The sequence below is a fragment of the Snodgrassella sp. B3800 genome (assembly GCF_026535865.1).
In the GTDB taxonomy this organism is placed as follows: domain Bacteria; phylum Pseudomonadota; class Gammaproteobacteria; order Burkholderiales; family Neisseriaceae; genus Snodgrassella; species Snodgrassella alvi_E.
This window is the reverse complement of sequence record NZ_JAFNPH010000004.1, coordinates 235,220-253,373: the sequence shown is the minus strand read 5'-3', so window position 1 is coordinate 253,373 and position 18,154 is coordinate 235,220. Positions and strand designations below refer to the sequence as shown.

The 18,154-nt window shown below is 42.4% G+C and carries 21 protein-coding genes; 10 read left to right on the top strand and 11 right to left on the bottom strand.

Annotation, left to right across the window (positions count from 1 at the left end):
• Positions 1-16 precede the first annotated feature (16 nt).
• The 4 genes from prmB to J3U64_RS07930 form a co-directional block, all read right to left on the bottom strand.
• On the bottom strand, positions 17-922 hold the full coding sequence (gene prmB / locus J3U64_RS07945; RefSeq protein ID WP_100156429.1) for a 50S ribosomal protein L3 N(5)-glutamine methyltransferase: 906 nt from the start codon (positions 920-922) through the stop codon (positions 17-19).
• An 84-nt stretch (positions 923-1,006) separates the two neighbouring features.
• Complete coding sequence (locus J3U64_RS07940; protein WP_267408846.1) at positions 1,007-1,516, bottom strand: type IV secretion protein Rhs; 510 nt, start codon at positions 1,514-1,516, stop codon at positions 1,007-1,009.
• Between the two features lies 1 nt (position 1,517).
• Positions 1,518-2,069 (bottom strand): DUF2062 domain-containing protein, encoded by a 552-nt coding sequence (locus J3U64_RS07935; protein WP_267408845.1) that lies wholly within the window; start codon positions 2,067-2,069, stop codon positions 1,518-1,520.
• Between the two features lie 107 nt (positions 2,070-2,176).
• Complete coding sequence (locus tag J3U64_RS07930) at positions 2,177-2,794, bottom strand: Smr/MutS family protein (RefSeq protein WP_267408844.1); 618 nt, start codon at positions 2,792-2,794, stop codon at positions 2,177-2,179.
• 167 nt (positions 2,795-2,961) lie between these two features.
• Here J3U64_RS07930 and ubiM point away from each other — a divergent pair, with 167 nt between their 5' ends.
• Complete coding sequence (gene ubiM, locus J3U64_RS07925; protein WP_267408843.1) at positions 2,962-4,176, top strand: 5-demethoxyubiquinol-8 5-hydroxylase UbiM; 1,215 nt, start codon at positions 2,962-2,964, stop codon at positions 4,174-4,176.
• A 75-nt stretch (positions 4,177-4,251) separates the two neighbouring features.
• Here ubiM and pyrF read toward each other — a convergent pair whose 3' ends face one another.
• The 3 genes from pyrF to J3U64_RS07910 form a co-directional block, all read right to left on the bottom strand.
• Positions 4,252-4,980: an orotidine-5'-phosphate decarboxylase gene (gene pyrF / locus J3U64_RS07920; protein WP_267408842.1), complete on the bottom strand. Its 729-nt coding sequence runs from the start codon at positions 4,978-4,980 to the stop codon at positions 4,252-4,254.
• A 138-nt stretch (positions 4,981-5,118) separates the two neighbouring features.
• Positions 5,119-6,303 carry a lipopolysaccharide assembly protein LapB gene (gene lapB, locus J3U64_RS07915; protein WP_267408841.1) on the bottom strand — a complete coding sequence of 395 codons (1,185 nt, stop codon included), beginning with the start codon at positions 6,301-6,303 and terminating at the stop codon, positions 5,119-5,121.
• Positions 6,296-6,646: a lipopolysaccharide assembly protein LapA domain-containing protein gene (locus tag J3U64_RS07910; protein ID WP_100141493.1), complete on the bottom strand. Its 351-nt coding sequence runs from the start codon at positions 6,644-6,646 to the stop codon at positions 6,296-6,298. The genes lapB and J3U64_RS07910 overlap by 8 nt, the downstream gene beginning before the upstream one ends.
• A gap of 328 nt (positions 6,647-6,974) precedes the next feature.
• Here J3U64_RS07910 and J3U64_RS07905 point away from each other — a divergent pair, with 328 nt between their 5' ends.
• From J3U64_RS07905 to J3U64_RS07880, 6 genes are all read left to right on the top strand, one after another.
• The gene (locus J3U64_RS07905; RefSeq protein WP_267408840.1) at positions 6,975-7,898 is read left to right on the top strand and encodes a branched-chain amino acid transaminase; all 924 of its coding nucleotides are present in this window, start codon (positions 6,975-6,977) and stop codon (positions 7,896-7,898) included.
• Between the two features lie 89 nt (positions 7,899-7,987).
• A complete protein-coding gene (locus tag J3U64_RS07900; protein WP_100141495.1) occupies positions 7,988-8,179 on the top strand; it encodes a zinc-finger domain-containing protein in 192 nt (63 codons plus the stop codon).
• A 108-nt stretch (positions 8,180-8,287) separates the two neighbouring features.
• Positions 8,288-9,244: a thioredoxin-disulfide reductase gene (trxB, locus tag J3U64_RS07895; protein ID WP_267408839.1), complete on the top strand. Its 957-nt coding sequence runs from the start codon at positions 8,288-8,290 to the stop codon at positions 9,242-9,244.
• A gap of 149 nt (positions 9,245-9,393) precedes the next feature.
• Positions 9,394-10,206, top strand: a complete 813-nt coding sequence (fabI, locus tag J3U64_RS07890; RefSeq protein WP_100141497.1) for an enoyl-ACP reductase FabI — start codon at positions 9,394-9,396, stop codon at positions 10,204-10,206.
• A gap of 154 nt (positions 10,207-10,360) precedes the next feature.
• A complete protein-coding gene (gene mscL, locus J3U64_RS07885; protein ID WP_267408838.1) occupies positions 10,361-10,810 on the top strand; it encodes a large conductance mechanosensitive channel protein MscL in 450 nt (149 codons plus the stop codon).
• Positions 10,811-11,043: 233 nt separating this feature from the next.
• Positions 11,044-12,105, top strand: coding sequence for a hypothetical protein (locus J3U64_RS07880; protein WP_267408837.1), 1,062 nt, complete (start codon positions 11,044-11,046; stop codon positions 12,103-12,105).
• Positions 12,106-12,159: 54 nt separating this feature from the next.
• Here J3U64_RS07880 and J3U64_RS07875 read toward each other — a convergent pair whose 3' ends face one another.
• Positions 12,160-12,846 carry a glutathione S-transferase family protein gene (locus tag J3U64_RS07875; RefSeq protein WP_267408836.1) on the bottom strand — a complete coding sequence of 229 codons (687 nt, stop codon included), beginning with the start codon at positions 12,844-12,846 and terminating at the stop codon, positions 12,160-12,162.
• A 178-nt stretch (positions 12,847-13,024) separates the two neighbouring features.
• Between J3U64_RS07875 and J3U64_RS07870 the strand changes: the two genes are divergently transcribed.
• The 3 genes from J3U64_RS07870 to J3U64_RS07860 all read left to right on the top strand — a co-directional run bounded on the left by J3U64_RS07870 (position 13,025) and on the right by J3U64_RS07860 (position 15,472).
• Entirely contained in the window at positions 13,025-13,873 is an 849-nt protein-coding gene (locus J3U64_RS07870) for a 23S rRNA (adenine(2030)-N(6))-methyltransferase RlmJ (protein ID WP_267408835.1), read from the top strand.
• A 73-nt stretch (positions 13,874-13,946) separates the two neighbouring features.
• Positions 13,947-14,927, top strand: coding sequence for a class 1 fructose-bisphosphatase (locus J3U64_RS07865; protein WP_267408834.1), 981 nt, complete (start codon positions 13,947-13,949; stop codon positions 14,925-14,927).
• 53 nt (positions 14,928-14,980) lie between these two features.
• On the top strand, positions 14,981-15,472 hold the full coding sequence (locus tag J3U64_RS07860) for a peptidylprolyl isomerase (protein ID WP_267389994.1): 492 nt from the start codon (positions 14,981-14,983) through the stop codon (positions 15,470-15,472).
• A gap of 132 nt (positions 15,473-15,604) precedes the next feature.
• Here J3U64_RS07860 and J3U64_RS07855 read toward each other — a convergent pair whose 3' ends face one another.
• The 3 genes from J3U64_RS07855 to cysK all read right to left on the bottom strand — a co-directional run bounded on the left by J3U64_RS07855 (position 15,605) and on the right by cysK (position 18,036).
• Positions 15,605-16,102, bottom strand: coding sequence for a prokaryotic membrane lipolipid attachment site family protein (locus tag J3U64_RS07855; protein WP_267403380.1), 498 nt, complete (start codon positions 16,100-16,102; stop codon positions 15,605-15,607).
• A 301-nt stretch (positions 16,103-16,403) separates the two neighbouring features.
• Positions 16,404-16,919, bottom strand: a complete 516-nt coding sequence (locus tag J3U64_RS09995) for a DUF2867 domain-containing protein (RefSeq protein WP_416384987.1) — start codon at positions 16,917-16,919, stop codon at positions 16,404-16,406.
• 184 nt (positions 16,920-17,103) lie between these two features.
• A complete protein-coding gene (cysK, locus tag J3U64_RS07850; protein WP_100141505.1) occupies positions 17,104-18,036 on the bottom strand; it encodes a cysteine synthase A in 933 nt (310 codons plus the stop codon).
• Between the last annotated feature and the right edge of the window lie 118 nt (positions 18,037-18,154).

The window sequence follows — 18,154 nt, the reverse complement described above, 5'->3', positions numbered from 1 at the left end:
ACCATAGATGTGTAGTTTATTCTTCACCCAACAGTTGTTCCCGACTTAGCAAGAATACAAAACCATCGCCACCGCTAGTGGATAGCCATGTAAATGGCAATTCTGGAAATGCCTGCTCAAGTATTTCTCGGTTATGACCAATTTCTACCACTAATACGCCATGAGGATTCAGATAACGAGCAGCCTGCTGAATGATTTGTCTGGTTACATCCAGCCCATCTTCACCACTGCCAAGTGCCAGCTCAGGTTCATGTAAATATTCTTCCGGCAGCTGCTCAACAGACTCTGCATCAACATATGGCGGATTAGAAACTATCAAATCATACGTATTGTCTATACCAGTAAATAAATCTGTATGAATTAAATTAATTCGTTCCTGCAATCCATAGTTTTCCACATTGATTGCGGCTACTTCAAGCGCATCTAGACTGATATCAACAGCATCAATTACCGCATCTGGATAGCAATGCGCCATCTGGATTGCCAGCGCCCCACTACCAGTACACAAATCCAGTGCACTGTGTACCAGCTCGTCATATTCAATCCATAACCGCAGAGGTTCGCCTAATAGTTCGTAAATAAATGAACGTGGCACAATCACACGTTCATCCACATAGAATTCATATTCGCCCTGCCAAGCCTGATTGGTTAGATAAGCTACAGGTATACGCTCACTGATACGGCGCTGTACCAGATGAAGCAAGGTACCTTTTTCTGTATCCAGTAACCGCGCATCTAAAAAAGGCTCCAGAGTATCCAGCGGCAAATGTAAGGTATGCAAAATCAAATAGGCAGCCTCATCATAGGCACTATTATTTCCATGGCCGAAAAACAGTTTGGCTTCTTCAAACTGACTGACAGTAAAACGTAAAAAATCTCGTACACTATGCAATTGCTGTGCAGCTGCATCAAATACAGACATGAATCACTCCGGCAATAAAATCAAATGCAGATTATATCAGCTTGTGCGGGAATCTTTCGGAGGCTATTCTGGCTTGCTGTACGTTCAGTAATGAGGGAGTAAGCGCTGATTATGCGGATGATTGACAAACGGCTTCAGCAAACGACGGAAATAGAGTAGATGCGAATGGTGTCTACTATCACCGGCCAGTGCCAGAAAATAATCTTGTACCAGTTGTGCCTGCTGCTCCATATTAAGCTGGCCGAAGTATTTAATTTCATTCAAAGGCGGATAACGGTAGGCACGGCGGTGATGATAACCTGCTTTCATTGCCAGGTAGACACCGGCCAATAAAACCGGAAAACCATGCTGGCTCTGCCATACATGTATTAATTCATGAATTAGCCATGCTTGCCGGCTTAAAGAGGTAGCTACAAAATCATCTGTGAAATAAGCAGCTGGAAAATAAATACGATTGCCGCAGGTAATGGCTGCATGCTGATGAAACTGCCACCAAGCTCCGAAAACAATCTTTACTTCTGACCAATTAGCTGCATGACCAAGTAAATTTGTAACCAGACGCAATTCATTATCTGTTAACGAACGCTCTATCATATTAATTCCGGATATTACGGTGTGTTTTTCTGTACGCTGCTACCCAATTCCAACCATTCCAGACCAAAAAATAGCCGAGAGTAGCCAGAATCATCCCTAGTACAGGTACGCCAACAAGCAAAGGTTTGCCAAATTGTATCACCCATTGCCACAACTCCGAACCCAGATGACCAATGGTTAAAGCCGGCAAGGCAGGCATTTCTACACCCCATTGCCCATACATCAGACCGGCACCTATTTCATAAGCACAGTAATAAAGAGGCACATAAGTTAACGGATTAGTATAGAGTGTAGTTAACAATGCCAGTGGTAAATGTGTACGAACAAGGTAAGCCACAATAAGTGCGGTAAAAAATTGTGTTGGACCCGGCATCAGACCACAAAACATTCCAACAGCCACTGCCGAAGCAGCCCGTTCACGATTAAGCTGCCAAAAATAGGGTTGGTCAAACCAGCGTGCGAATGGCTTAAACCAAGGCGAGGCAAATAATGAAGCTTGTGTCGGCATTTTGTATTTAATCTGCCGTATCCATTTAGCCTTTTTATTACGCATTACATCTCTCGGGACAAGAAAGCTGCATTGTTAAATATTCCTATACAGATCTAACTGAGTTGATGAAGTCGGAACCCTTTTTTGTTCATCTGCAAAAATTAATTTTTCTACAGCATACGATGTTTCTTTTTAACCAAAACATACACAGCACCATCATTGCGCTCATTAGGCTGAGCATAGGCAAGAACTTCGGGATGGGCCATCAGCCAGCGCCGTACCAGCGTTTTTAATATCGGCTGATAGTCTTTGGAACCCAGACCACTGCCATGAACAATTTCGCCCACGACACCGTATTGCTGTATATATGCGATAAATTCGTTAAGCACTTCCTGTGCTTCTTCTTGTCTGTAACCATGTAAATCCACATAAGCCACTATCGGCCAATGTCTGGCTTGCAAACGTTTAATATCAGCCATACCACGGCCATTTTTACTAAACACCACAGGTGTACTATCTTCCTGATTTTCACCAATATAAAAATAGCTTTCCGTATCCAGCAGCTCTTCCTGCTTCTGACGCGGTTTAATCGGACTAGTGTCACGTGGATGCTGAAACTGATTTCTGGCTTTTAACGGCACAATATCCTTACCCATCGCTTCACTGAAAGTGATATCTGTTTGACGCTTTGCTGCTTGCTGTGCCCGTTGCTGCTCTTCAGCCTGACGCTGGGCTCTGGCCAGTTTACCCAGTTGTTGCAACTTTTCTTGAAATGAATTTTCAGCCATATGAGTAACCATTCATATCTAAATACCATTTCCATGATTTTAGCAGAGGCGCAAACTCCAAGTTAAGCTTGACCTTTATTAACTTTGTAAGCGTTTAAGATAGGATTCGTGCTGATTTTCAGTTATCCTAGTGCTGTATAAAATATATTCATTCAGGAACAGATTTTATGACGGCAACCAATGTCTCTCCAAGCTCAGGTAAAGAAACTGATGTCATTATTGTCGGTGCCGGTCCGGCAGGATTGAGTCTGGCACGCGCACTGGCACCATCAGGACTATCAATTACCGTAGTAGAAAAGCAAGATTCGGCTACGCTGGCAGAACCACCGTTTGATGGCAGGGAAATTGCCCTGACCCATTACTCAAAGGAACTCATGCAACAGCTGGATATGTGGGACAAAGTACCGGCAAATGAAATTTATCCTTTGCGTGATGCCAAAGTAATCAATGGTTACTCGAATTATCAACTACATTTCGAACAACCCACTATGGCACGCGGTAAACCAGCTAATACTTTAGGTTTTCTAATCAGTAATCATCATATCCGCCGTGCGGCCTATGAAGCTGTCACCCCATATAAAAACATCAACTTGATTGGGGGACATAGCATTATTGATGTCAGAAATGAAGATAGCAACCACATCGAAGCCACTCTGGATAACGGGCAAACCATCAGCGCCAGATTGCTCATTGCTGCTGATAGCCGCTTTTCCAATACTCGCCGTCAATTAGGTATATCCGCTCAGATTCATGATTTCGGTCGTACGGTGATTGTATTCCGCATGCGTCATACCCTGAGCAATCAGCATACTGCGCTGGAATGTTTCCATTATGGCCGTACATTGGCCTTGCTGCCCTTAGAAGAAAATATGACCAACTGCGTGGTCACCATTAATAATGAACGCGCTGGTGAAATTCTAAATATGTCTCCTGCACAACTGGCGGCTGATATTACCAAGCAGCTGAAAGGCAAATTGGGTGACATGCATCTGGTCAGCACTGTGCATCATTACCCGCTTGTTGGCGTTCACGCCAATGCATTCTATGCCCATCGTAGTGCCCTGATTGGTGATGTCGCAGTAGGTATGCACCCAGTTACCGCCCATGGTTTCAATCTAGGTCTGAGTGGAGTTGGTATCCTGTCTAAACTGATCATTGAAGCGGTACAGAAAGGTAAAGACATTGGCAGCCAAACCCTATTGGCACAATACCAGCGCCAGCATATGCCGCATACACGGATGCTTTATCATGGCACCAATGCCATGGTGTCGTTGTTCACCAATGACAGCCATCCTGCTCGGCTGATGCGATCTCTGGTATTACGTATCAGCAATAATCTACCACCAGTGAAAAAACTTATCAGCAAACAGCTCACTGGCTGATATACAGATAATATTATGAAAAAATGCCTGCTGTAATTAATTTATAGCAGGCATAATTACATAAAATTTTCTGAGCTAAATTAGACCCTGATTGATTTGCTGTAACAATGCCGAAGGATGCTCACTTTGAGTAATTGGACGCCCCATAACCAAATAGCTGCTGCCTGCAGCCAAAGCAGCTTTAGGCGTCATGATTCGACGCTGATCGTCTTTGATGTCAGTACTGAGACGAATACCGGGTGTAACCAATAAAAACTCTTGTCCCAGCTGCTGACGCAATAAAGTGGCTTCCTGTGCAGAGCAAACTACGCCATTCATACCCGCTTGACGGCTCAATTCAGCCAAACGAACAACCGCTTCATCAATTGGCAGGTTCATGCCGGTTTCAGCCAGCTCTGACTGGGTCATACTGGTTAAAACTGTTACTGCAATCAATAATGGAGGCTGACTGTAATTGCTGACCGCTTCGGCTGCAGCTTCCATCATTCTGCGCCCTCCCGAAGCATGCATGTCTACCATCCATACACCCATGTCAGCAGCCACCTTACAGGCAGAAGCAACAGTATTGGGAATGTCGTGATATTTCAAATCCAGAAATATTCGATAGCCTTGCAACACCAATTGTTCCACCAGATACCGTCCGGTAGCGGTAAACAACTCTTTGCCGATTTTGAGTTGACATAGACTTGGTTCCAGCTGCTGCACAAAATCAAGCGTTTTTTCCGCACTGGCAAAATCCAGCGCCACAATAACTGGCTTAGCTGGTTGATCAATCAACGTGGTATCAAGCATTAATGGATTCATACTTTATATAGAAAAAATTACAAAATAATAAGGACTACTTAGCTTGTCAGAAGAGGGTTATCAGTCTGAATGGTTCTGCTTATAAAAAAGATAACTAAACGCTAAGTCCGCTTAGACCAATCCGTATCAGCTTGCAAACTAAATATCAATGCGGTTTGGGGTAAACGTTTCCCATTTATTGCAGGCTGGGCAATGCCAGAAAAACACTTGTGATTTGAAATGGCAGTGTCGGCAACGATACATCACAGATTTTTGCATCTGCAGTCCCACTACCGAACGCATCATATCCACTTCCGCCTTCCATTTCGGGTTTATACTATTCTGCAAAACCCCGAGCAAACGATAAGTTCCCGTGAGTGTAGGTTTGCGCCGTACCAAATCAATCACAATTTCCGTGGCTTTATCCTCACCATATATAGGTACTGACTTTTCATAAATCACGCCGGATAAATCCAACTGAGGAAAGGTCTGGGCAAATCCAATCAAAACTTCAATACCGTCGGCAGCTTTATGTAAACCATCATAAGCATCATACAGGCGCTCACCTACCTGACTCAGATACTCATAATTTTGCTTTTCTATGGCACTATAAGCATCTATCGCGGCCTGATAATTATGTTGTTTCAGCTCTACATCACCCAAAATCATATTCGCACGGCAGCATTTACGGTTTACCGCCAAAGCCTGAAAAATATATTCGCGCGCTTTATTGTATTCCGAATGGTATAAAGCCAGCTGAGCCAGCTCACAATAAAACTGGGCAATTTCAAACTGATATGTCTGATCACCAGTGCTTAACTCTTCAGCAAGTTTAATTGCTTTTTCCCAGTCGCGATCCTGCTGATAGATATTCAGTAGAATTTGTCGTGCCTGCCGAGCCTTACTGCCATCAAGCAAACCAACCAATATTTGTTCTGCACGATCTACTAGTCCGGCTGCCTGATAGTCTTGTCCGAGCTCAAAAGCAACAGTATCTCGTCGTTCTGCGATGGTTTCCGGTAATTCAAGCAAGCTTTGATGCAGAGCAATGGCTTTATCGTTTTCTCCACGCTGGCGATACAGCTTACCTAGTGTCAGATGCAATTCATATGTACTCTGTCTGGCATCATTCTGCTGATCCACTACTTCAGCAAGCTCACGTACCGCAACCGCACTTTTGTGTTCCGCCAGCGCATCCAAACTTTTGTAAAATCCTTCTGGAATAGCTTTTGCCTGTTTCAGCACAGCACGCATATCCACACGTGCTGCAAACCAACCCATAGCAAAAAATACCGGTAATAAAAAAACTGGCGCCAGCCACATCCAAAAATCATTGCTATCCATGCTGATTATTTACCTTCTGCTCTTCAGAATGATTTTGGCCGTTCACACCAGCATTGGTGGCAATAGTTTCAGTATGGACTGACTGACTGGCAGCTTTCGTTTGCTTATCAATTTTAACCTGCAATTGATTAACCTTACTGCGCAGTCTTAACAGACGACCAAACATAGCAAACACCCCAAACACCGCACCAATAATAAAAAATATCAGCAACAGTACAATCAGCGGTAAATTCAGCATCTGCCCAGGCAGATAATTAAATGTAATCAGTTGTGTATTACTTACAGCCAGTAACAGCAAAGCCAGTAACACCACTATCTTTATTAATGTGTAAATAATCTTCATACCCGTCTACCCCGTAAAGTACTGTTTTCAGAAAAAACAATCATATGCCAGATAACAGCCTGTTTAGCCGAGAAACAACACAGTTTAAACGATTTCACGGCTTTTTAGCAAAAGCAGCCCATGTTTTCAGCATTGGCAAGCAAAACAGGCAGTGTATAATATTTATGTTTACATAAAGTAACAGCAACCACTGGCTAAAGCTAAGACCTTAGGCTGTTGTTACATTGATTCTTGCACTGCCCAAGTCTTAGACCCAGTTTTGCCCTATCCCATGCAGAGCTGAGTTTCGGCCACGCAGCTTAATGTCTTATTTTGGAGAAGTTTTACTATGTCTATGGCCGATCGCGACGGTTTTATCTGGTTTAACGGTAATCTTGTCGACTGGCGAAATGCCCAAACACACGTTTTAACACACACATTACATTATGGCATGGGCGTATTCGAGGGTGTCCGTGCATACGAAACCTCAAAAGGTGCCGCTATATTCAGATTGCAGGATCACACCAAACGCCTGTTTAATTCCGCAAAAATTACCGGCATGCACCTGCCCTATACACAAGAACAGATTAATCAGGCTCACATTGAGGTAGTAAAGGCCAACAAACTGTCCTCCTGCTATTTCCGCCCTATGGCTTTCTATGGTTCTAACAAACTGGGGGTAGCGCCGGATCAGAATGATGTACAAGTCATAGTAGCAGCTTGGCCATGGGGTGCTTATCTTGGTGAAGAAGGCATGCAGCGTGGTATCCGCGTGCAAATCAGTTCATTTACCAGGCATCACCCTAATATCACCATGATTAAAGCCAAAGCAAATGGCAACTACATGAATTCTATTATGGCCAATACTGAAGCCACCCGTAATGGCTACGATGAAGCCATTATGTTAGATGCTAATGGATTTGTAGCAGAAGGTTCAGGTGAGAATGTCTTTATTATCAATGATGGTAAACTTTACACGCCAGCACTGGATGCCGCACTCGATGGCATTACACGTCGTACTGTAATGGCCATTGCTGCAGATATGCAGTTAACGGTAACTGAAAAACGCATTACCCGTGATGAAGTTTATTGTGCCGATGAAGTATTCTTTACTGGTACCGCAGCTGAAGTTACCCCTATCCGTGAAGTTGATGGACGCACAATCGGCTGCGGCGCACGTGGCTCCCTGACTACTGAAATCCAGCAGCGATACTTCGACATCGTTCACGGCAAAAATGCTAAATATGAATCATGGTTAACCTATATTGACTAAAACTCAGCCAGCAGGCCTGAATAAAGGTATTTCCGCCTATCAAGCCTGCTGGATTTTTTTTGTCTTATTGCCGATGTAAGGAAAATATAATGAGTCATTCAGCTCCATCTATGATCACCATCACTCCGCATGATTTACCACTGATATGCACCGGACCAGAAAACGAAACTTGGAACGGACATCCACGCGTATTCTTACCTATTCAGTCAAACAGCAGCATAGAATGCCCATATTGCGGCCAGCATTATCATCTGAATGGGATTGCTGAACAGCACCATTGATAAATAATTATTCTGCATAATAGTGTCAATATTAATCAACCGCGGGTATTGTGGTACAGTAATTAATAATTTTTCACTCAAGCATTGCAAGCATAAGAAGGATTTGTCATGACAGAAACCACACACAGCCGTCTGATCATTCTCGGTTCCGGACCTGCCGGCTATACCGCAGCCGTATACGCTGCCCGTGCTGGATTGAATCCTACTCTGATTACCGGTATGGCACAGGGTGGTCAGCTGATGACAACTACAGAAGTTGATAACTGGCCGGCAGATGTGAATGGCGTACAGGGTCCAGAACTGATGGAACGCTTTCTGGCTCACGCTGAACGTTTCGGTACCAAGATAATTTTCGATCACATTAATCAGGTACAGTTGCAGCAGCGTCCATTTACTCTCACCGGTGATATGGGTACATATAGCTGTGACGCATTAATTATTGCCACCGGTGCATCGGCTAAATATCTCGGCTTACCTAGTGAAGAAGCATTTGCCGGCCGTGGCGTTTCCGCCTGCGCCACCTGCGACGGATTTTTCTATAAAGATCAGGATGTAGCAGTGGTAGGTGGTGGTAATACAGCCATTGAAGAAGCACTCTATTTAGCCAATATCGCCCGTACTGTAACCGTCATTCACAGGCGAGAAAGTTTTCGTGCCGAAAAAATCATGATTGATAAGCTACTGGAACGGGAAAAAGAAGGCAAAATTATTCTGAAACTCAATGCCAATGTAGACGAAATTCTGGGTGACGATTCTGGCGTCAACGCAGTAAGAATCAACTATACAAACAATGAAAGTGAGCTTCTGGCCGTAAACGGCATTTTCATTGCCATCGGTCACCAACCCAATACCCAGATTTTTAAAGGCCAGCTGGATATGGATGCCACCGGCTATCTCATTACCAAAGGAGGCAATGAAGGTAATGTGGGTGCTACCAATATTCCAGGTGTATTTGCTGCTGGCGACGTAAAAGATCACATATACCGTCAGGCCATTACCAGCGCCGCTTCCGGCTGTCAGGCAGCTCTGGATGCAGACCATTATCTTTCCGGCTTAAGCAGCTAATAATTTTTTCAGATATTACCGGCCTATCGGCTTAGTAGCCTGCGGCCGGTTTTAAAGTTTCTACTCTATACTAGCATTTCGCCTAAAAGTAAATATTAGTTATAATGCGGGCTTTAAGCTAACACAAATCACGTTCAAGGATAATAAATATGGGCTTTTTGCAAGGCAAAAAAATCCTCATCACAGGTATGATATCGGAACGCTCTATTGCCTATGGTATTGCCAAAGCCTGTCACGAACAGGGTGCGGAACTGGCCTTCACCTATGTCGTAGACAAACTCGAAGAACGGGTACGTAAAATGGCAGCCGGCCTCGGCTCAGAACTGGTATACCGCTGCGATGTGCAGAGTGATGATGAAATCAATCAGTTATTTTCTGACCTCGGTCAGAGCTGGTCGCAACTAGACGGACTGGTACATGCCATTGCTTTTGCACCCAAAGAGGCTTTAAACGGTGATTTTCTCGATAGCATTACCCGTGAAGCCTTTATGACAGCCCATGAAGTATCTGCCTATAGTCTGCCTGCACTGGCCAAAGCGGCACGCCCGTTAATGACTGGTCATAACAGTGCCATTCTGGCGTTGACCTATCTTGGTGCAGTTCGTGCCATTCCTAATTATAACGTAATGGGTATGGCTAAAGCTTCGCTGGAAGCTGGTATCCGCTTTACTGCCGCTTGTCTGGGACAGGAAGGTATCCGCTGCAATGGCATTTCTGCCGGCCCGATTAAAACCCTGGCTGCCTCTGGTATTGCCAATTTCAGCCGCCTGCTGTCCCACGTTTCAGCACAAAACCCAATTCGCCGGAATATTACCATTGAAGAAGTGGGCAATACGGCAGCTTTCCTATTATCCGATTTAGCTACTGGCATCACTGGAGAAATCACCTATGTTGACGGTGGTTACAGCATCAATGCATTGGGTGTACCGGAAGATCTAGTCAGTACCCACAATAATGCTTGATTAACAAAACGTTGTTCCAAGCTGCCTGAATTCAGAATCAGGCAGCTTTTATTATTTTTACACTGCATAACGCTTTCCCTGCATGCCGGCTGGTTTAATCGCGCTAATATAAATACGCAAGTATTTCATTTATAAGCCAACCATGGAGGCAAATATGAAATTTTTAGAACAGTTTAAAGCTTTTTTAATGCGAGGCAATGTCATTGATCTCGCTGTTGGTATGGTAGTCGGTACTGCATTTACCAATATGGTTAAATCATTGGTTGACGATGTAATCATGCCCCCTATTGGCTTACTAATTGGCGGAGTAGATTTTTCCAATTTGTTCTTTACCTTGCGTGATGGTGCCAAAGCCCCCGGCCCTTACGAGACACTGGGTGCCGCTCAGGCAGCCGGAGCCGTGACCATTAATATCGGTTTATTTATTAATACAGTTATTAGCCTGATTATCGTTGGCTTTGCTATTTTTATGGTGGTAAAAGGGATCAATCGTCTGCATAAAAGCCCACCACAGCAAAGCCATACCAAGCAATGTCCTGAATGCTGTACCGAAATTCCGATTGAAGCAAAACGTTGTCCGAATTGCACTTCTGAGTTAAATTAATTTAAAAGATTAATCAGCATCCAAACCTAGTGTACACTGCACACAATTAATTAATTGATTCATACCCGATATGCAAAAGCTACATAAACCCTGTAGCTTTTTTTGCGCCGAAACCAAATGAGCATGTTACACGCCACTATGACAACAGATTTGCCTCAATAGTTGTCATCACATTTAAATGCTCATGTAAATTGTTTTGCCAGAATAAATCAATCAGACCAACAGGAACAGCCATGCAGAATCAACCCACTCCATTTTATAACCCTCTTCTAAGCTATGAAGAAAACTATCAGCAAGGTCCTTTTGGTGCATTCAGTCTGACACCACCATCTATACCAGAGAAAAAACAGCCAGAAACTTTTCTAAATCTGGAAGTGAATTTGCCTTTCGGTATTCCTGCAGGTCCATTACTGAATGCCAGCTTTATCAAAGCAGCATTTAACTATGGTTTTGATTTATGTGTGTACAAAACCGTACGTAGTCGTGCACATGCCAGCCACCCCCTACCTAATGTATTATCGGTGCACCCTGAAAACCAATTGTCTGCCGGCGTAGATACAGTTTTAGCTGATACCAATTACACCACGCCGTTATCAATTACCAATTCTTTTGGCGTGCCTTCCTTTAATCCTGATATCTGGCAGCCTGATATGGCTGCAGCTGTAAATGCTGCACATAAAGGGCAATTTCTGATTGGCAGTTTTCAAGGCACCGCAGGTAATGAAGCCAGTATCGAAAAAGATTATGCCAAAACTGCCCTTCTCGTAGCAGAAACAAAAGCCCCCATATTGGAGGCCAATTTAAGCTGCCCCAATGAAGGGGTAAACCAATTATTGTGCTTTGATTTTCCTAAGGTCGAACGCATAGCCAAGGAAATCAAAAACGCCGTACCTGATAAACCCCTATTTCTTAAACTTGCTTATTTTGCTAATGATGAAGCTATTTACCCGCTGCTGCACGTATTGGACGGTGTGGTAGATGGCTACAGTACCATCAACACATTGTCAGCTAGGCCGGTAAATGCAGATGGAGAACCAGCGTTGGGACAAAACCGACCTACAGGCGGGGTTTGTGGTGATGCTATTCGCTGGGCTGGCCTAGAAATGGTAGAACGTTTGCACAGATTAAGAACCCGACTAAATAATCACTTTGCCATAATCGGCGTAGGTGGTGTCAGCAATGCAGAGCATTATCTGGCTTATCGAGCAGCCGGAGCTGATGCAGTGATGAGTGCAACCGGTGCGATGTGGAACCCTCAACTGGCTTTGCAGATAAAAAGCAGTCTGAATAAATAAATAATTGCCGGTAACTTGATTAAGCTTACCGGCATTTTTATATCAATCCTTATTTCAGCGGCAGATACGATAAGGTTCATCCATGATGACAAAATCTTTTTCTTCAAGAGCTTCAGCAATCCACTCAGCCACCGCTTCGGTAGTACATATAGTTTCTATGTAATGGTTCAGAATGTTTGAAACAGGTATCTGATATCCTTTCAATCTCAAGCACATCGGAGCATAAAATGCATCTGCAATGCTAAAATCACCAAACAGATACGGGCTTTCAGATTCTGCAAGCAAAGATGATAAATGATTATCTAAAAAATTGATTTCATCTCTGAGTGTTGGAAAATCACGAAGTTTTATCTGTCCGATTTCAGGTAAGACTGCCTCAATATTCATGGCTAAATGCTGGCGTATATGACTATAACCACTGTGCATTTTGGCCGTTACGCTTCTTGCTTTTGCGCGAATTTTATAATTTTGAGGCCATAAAGGAAGTTGAGGATGCCGTTCGGCCAGATATTCGCAGATAGCAAGAGAATCGCTTATCACCAGTTCATCATCTGATAAAATCGGTACCGTACCATAAGGATTTAATGGCAAAATGGTTTGTTTGAACTTTGAATCGGCATCGAAGTTGTCAAAACGCACCATTATTTCTGTAAAATCTATCTGAAAATGTTTCATCACTAGCCAAGGTCGCATAGACCAAGTTGAATAATTTTTATTACCGATATAAAGAGAATAGCTCATCGCTTATGTTTTCCTTATAGAAAAATTTTTGTCAAAATAATTAATTTATTTACCTATTTTTTCTACTATATTAGAACATTTATACCATAAACAATGAAAGCCGAATCTTTCACCCTAATGCATAAATTCGGTACAATAAGAACTCAAATTTATTAGTCTTTACAACAGTCACACATACATGCTCAGCTATCGTCATGCATTTCACGCCGGTAATCATGCCGACATTCTAAAACATTATTGTCTGATATCAGTTCTAGAATATTTTAAGCTTAAAGACAAAGCATATTGCTATATAGACACCCATGCTGGAACAGGTCTATACAGCCTGAACAGCAAAGAGGCTCAAAAAGTAGGCGAATACCGTGAGGGAATTAAAAGAATTTTAGATGAAAAAAATCTGGATGCCAGTCTGCAAACTTTCCGTGAAGTAGTTATAGCCAGCCTACCAGATACAAAAAATTATTATTGTGGTTCACCATGGCTTGCTCAGGCAGTGGCTCGCGAACAAGATCGTCTGAGACTGTTTGAATTACATCCAACAGATGCAGAATTATTACGAAGTAATATGCGCAATATAAAATTGCCCAACCGAGCTCAGGTCTTTTGTGATGATGGATTCAAGGGTTTATTGTCAATGCTGCCGCCACCCAGCCGTCGCGCAGTAGTATTAATCGATCCACCCTATGAAGTAAAACAAGATTATCAGCAGGTTGTGGATACACTTAAAGCTGCAATAAAAAAATTTTCTAACGGCTGTTATATGGTTTGGTATCCTTGTCTGAGCAGCGTAGAAAGCCAGAAGTTGCCTATAAAACTGCAAAAACTTGTTCCAGATAACTTTGTACAAGCAGAACTTCACGTTAAATCCCCGCAGCCAGACGGTTTTGGTATGCATGGCAGTGGAATGTTTATTATTAATCCGCCTTACACCCTGCCTCAGCAATTAGCAGAAGTTTTACCAGCATTAACCCAGCTACTGGCACAGGATAACAGTGCCCAGTTTGTTTTACAGTCTCACATTGCCTGAAAATCATCTGCTTATCAGTCAAGCAAACAAGGCTACTGTATAATGGCCTAGAATTTTAAAAGGGAGTATTTGCATGTCCGTTTTACTGTCTGATTATTTGTATCAGCAACAACAAAACTATGCAGTCACACCATTATTACCTGAAGTTATCACCAGCATCAGCAATGCGTGTCTACTCATCAACCGCGAAATCCGCTTAGGTGCACTGGATAATATATTGGGTAGTGCCCATACTGGCAATATTCAGGGCGAGGAGCAGAAAAAGCTGGATGTACTGTCCAACCGGATAATGATTGATACATTGTCTTCCAATCCAGCCATCGCCGGTCTGGCTAGTGAAGAAGAAGATTCCTTTGTAAGTGCTAATAGCGATGGTCAATTTCTGGTTCTCTTTGACCCACTTGATGGCAGCTCCAATATTGATGTCAATATTTCCATCGGTACCATTTTTTCGGTGCTGGCAAAACCCACTGGTGCCCTGACTACCGAAAGCTTTTTACAGTGCGGCCGTCAGCAGCTGGCCAGCGGCTATGTTCTGTATGGTCCACAGACCATACTGGTACTGACGCTGAAACATGGCATCGCCATGTTTACCCTGAATGAACAAAACCAGTTTCAGCTGACACAGGAAAATCCGCAAATACCAGCCACTACAGCAGAATTTGCTATCAATATGTCCAATCAGCGACACTGGCAGCCGGCAATGCAGAAATACATAGCCGAACTGCTAGCTGGTAAAACCGGCAACCGCGGTAAAGACTATAATATGCGTTGGGTAGCATCCATGGTAGCGGAAGTGCATCGTATTCTAATGCGCGGCGGTATCTTTACTTACCCGCAGGATAATCGTAATCCTGACAAGCCAGGCAAGCTGAGATTAATGTATGAAGCTAATCCCATGAGTCTGTTAATTGAACAGGCACAGGGTGCAGCCACTGATACCAAACAAAATATTCTTGATATCCAGCCATGTGGACTACACCAGCGAGTTGCTGTCGTACTCGGTAGCAAAGAAGAAGTGGATTACGTCACTGCCATGCATCAAGCAAATTAACCATTGCAGCTAAAAGCTGCAACTTTTTGTTTCACTCCCGTCTGGAGATTTCCATGATTAAATTAACTACCAATTTCGGCGTTATCGGCATCGAATTAGACCATGACAAAGCACCGAAAACCGCAGCCAACTTCGAACGTTATGTACGTGAAGGTTTCTATGATGGCACCATTTTTCACCGTGTAATCGATGGTTTCATGATTCAAGGTGGCGGTTTCGACAAAGACATGCAACAAAAACCTACACATGAACCAATTGAGAATGAAGCGAATAATGGCCTGAAAAATGACCAATATACCATCGCTATGGCACGCACCATGCAGCCTCACTCAGCCAGCGCACAATTTTTTATCAACGTAAAAGACAATGACTTCCTGAATCACACCAAACCTGATTTACACGGCTGGGGTTATGCCGTATTCGGTAAAGTGGTTGAAGGACAGGATGTAGTTGATAAAATCAAAAGTGTTAAAACTGGTAATCATGGCGGCCATCAGGATGTACCAGTAGAAAATGTAGTAATTGAAAAAGCTGAAATTGTTTAATTAGCACAACAACAAAGCAGCCTTGACCGGCTGCTTTTTTAATATAGATATGCGTATAAAATTATAGAATTAAAATTTTGAACGCACAAAAATACCCAATCTTTCAACAGACAGGGTATTTTATTTACCTATTTATTGTAGCGGCTTCATATTCATTACTTCCATAAGGAAGTTTGTAAAAGCCGGATTGGCTGGTTTAGAACGCATTACCGGCCAACGCTGCTGCCAGCCAGACAAAGCATTCTGTATATAGGCCTTGGATTGTGCAGTATCAATTGTACCCTGCTGACTTTCCACTGCACTACGCAAATAAATGGCAAACATGTCATCGTCAACCATATTATGTCCTACCTGAGCCAAACGAAACTGATCCAGCAATTGTGCGGCCTGCACTTTGGTTATGCTACCCTGTGAAACCTGAAAACTTAAACGGGTAGCCTCATCGCGGATTTTGGCTACATCAGACCAGTGGCTGCTGGCCAGATGATACTCATTATTTACCGCAGTGCCGTCAACTACCTGTACCGGTTTGACTTCTTTATTTGCCTGCTTCGCGGATAAAGGTACATCTACAGATGAACAACCACCTAAAAAGGCTGCTACGACACATAATGCTAATGTTTTTTTCATCATTTGTTTACTCAACGTATATTGCTTAAAACAAAAATAAAAGCTAGCTAGCTTGAGCGTGTGGCTGTACATGATATCAGAAAAGAGGGTGTAAGCGACGCCTTTTGCTTCTCCAATGGTAAAGTTCCGAATATATCCACATACTGGTCTTTACATTTACACTGTTTATAAACAGATTTAAATAACTGATTTTTTTATGGATTTACAGAATTAAATCACTAAAAATTATTTCCTTCAATTTTATTAATTAATACAATATTTGTTTCATAAATAAATACATCGTCTATTTCTGATTTATGAACTAAACAAGAACCAACATGTTTTTTTTATGTATATAACCATTCTCTTTTTTAAGAATGAATATTATCGAATAATTTATAATCAATATAAGGATGGATAATTGAAACAGGTGCCATATATAATTTCCCCGAAATTTATGAATCTTAACTGAAGTAATGACATATAATTTATTTTTATAGTCTTTAGTTTCTATAATACGAATACATAAACAAACATCGAGATGATGATCCCTTATTGTTAAGGCAAGTGTATCCTTTTGTTTATCAATAATTGTAAAAAAATGGACTTTACTGCCTATATCTGGCTCTGTTTCTTCCAATTTATTGAATACATAAATTGATTTGATTCCGACTATTTTGCCCAAAAAATCCCTTATTTTAAAAAGCCCTGCCAACCATTTTAGTTGGTGGAAGGTCATCAATTTATAAGCTTCGTAGGCAGTGACATTTCTGCAGACTTCCTGAGACTGATAGCTTAAATAATCAACCTTTTCGTCTACTAATGTTATGTTACTCAATAAACCATTGAGTCTTTCAAAAGAAAGCTTTTGTTTTTTTCATAAGCCAATCAATTTTATATTGCTTTTGTTTCATAATTTAGTCAAAAAATATACTTTTATTTAAAATATTTGTTTCACAGCCTTGACTGCATAAAAAAACCGAACCTTTTTTCCGGTTCGGTTGCAATCATAGGGTTAAAATTTAGGCTAAATCTGCGAACAATGGTGTAGAAAGATAGCGTTCACCATAAGAAGGAATCAATACCACAATTAGTTTGTTTTTGTTTTCCGGTCTAGCTGCCAGTTGCAAGCCAGCCCATACCGCTGCACCAGATGAAATTCCCACTAAAATACCTTCTTTAGAGGCCATTGCACGAGCAGTATCAAAACAAACATCATTCGGAACCTGAATGATGCCATCATAAACATGGGTATTGAGGATTTTAGGTACAAAACCGGCACCAATACCCTGTATCGGATGTGGTCCTTTGCAACCACCAGACAATACGGCAGAAGCTTCGGGTTCTACAGCATATACTTCAACTTCAGGTTTTTTTTCTTTTAAAACTTCGCCTACGCCGGTGATAGTACCACCCGTACCAACACCAGCAACAAAAATATCTACTTTACCATCAGTATCGTGCCAAATTTCCTGTGCAGTAGTTTCACGATGAATTTCTGGATTTGCCGGATTTTCAAACTGCTGTGGCATAAAATATTTCTGCGGATCTGAATCCACGAAAGCCTGTGCACGTGCAATCGCGCCAGACATGCCTTCTGCTCCGGGTGTCAACACCAGTTCAGCACCGTATGCACGCAATAGCATGCGCCGTTCCTTACTCATGGTTTCCGGCATAGTAATAATTAATTTATATCCACGTGCAGCACATACCATTGCCAGTCCAATACCGGTATTACCACTGGTTGGTTCCACAATCACCGTATCAGAATGAATCTTACCCGCCTTTTCTGCCGCATCAATCATGCTAGCTGCAATTCTGTCCTTGACACTGTTGCCGGGATTAAAAAATTCCAGTTTAACCACCACTTTGCCCGGTAAACCGGCACTCAGACGGTTGAGTTGTACCAGCGGGGTGTTACCAATCAGGTCAGTGATGCTAGAGGCGATATTCATTGTCTATCCTTTGTTATGAGAAACTGCATTGATTATCATCATAGATTAAAACCACTATCAACCTAAATAATTTATCAGTGGGTTAATACAATTAATATTTATATAGGCGGTGAAAAAG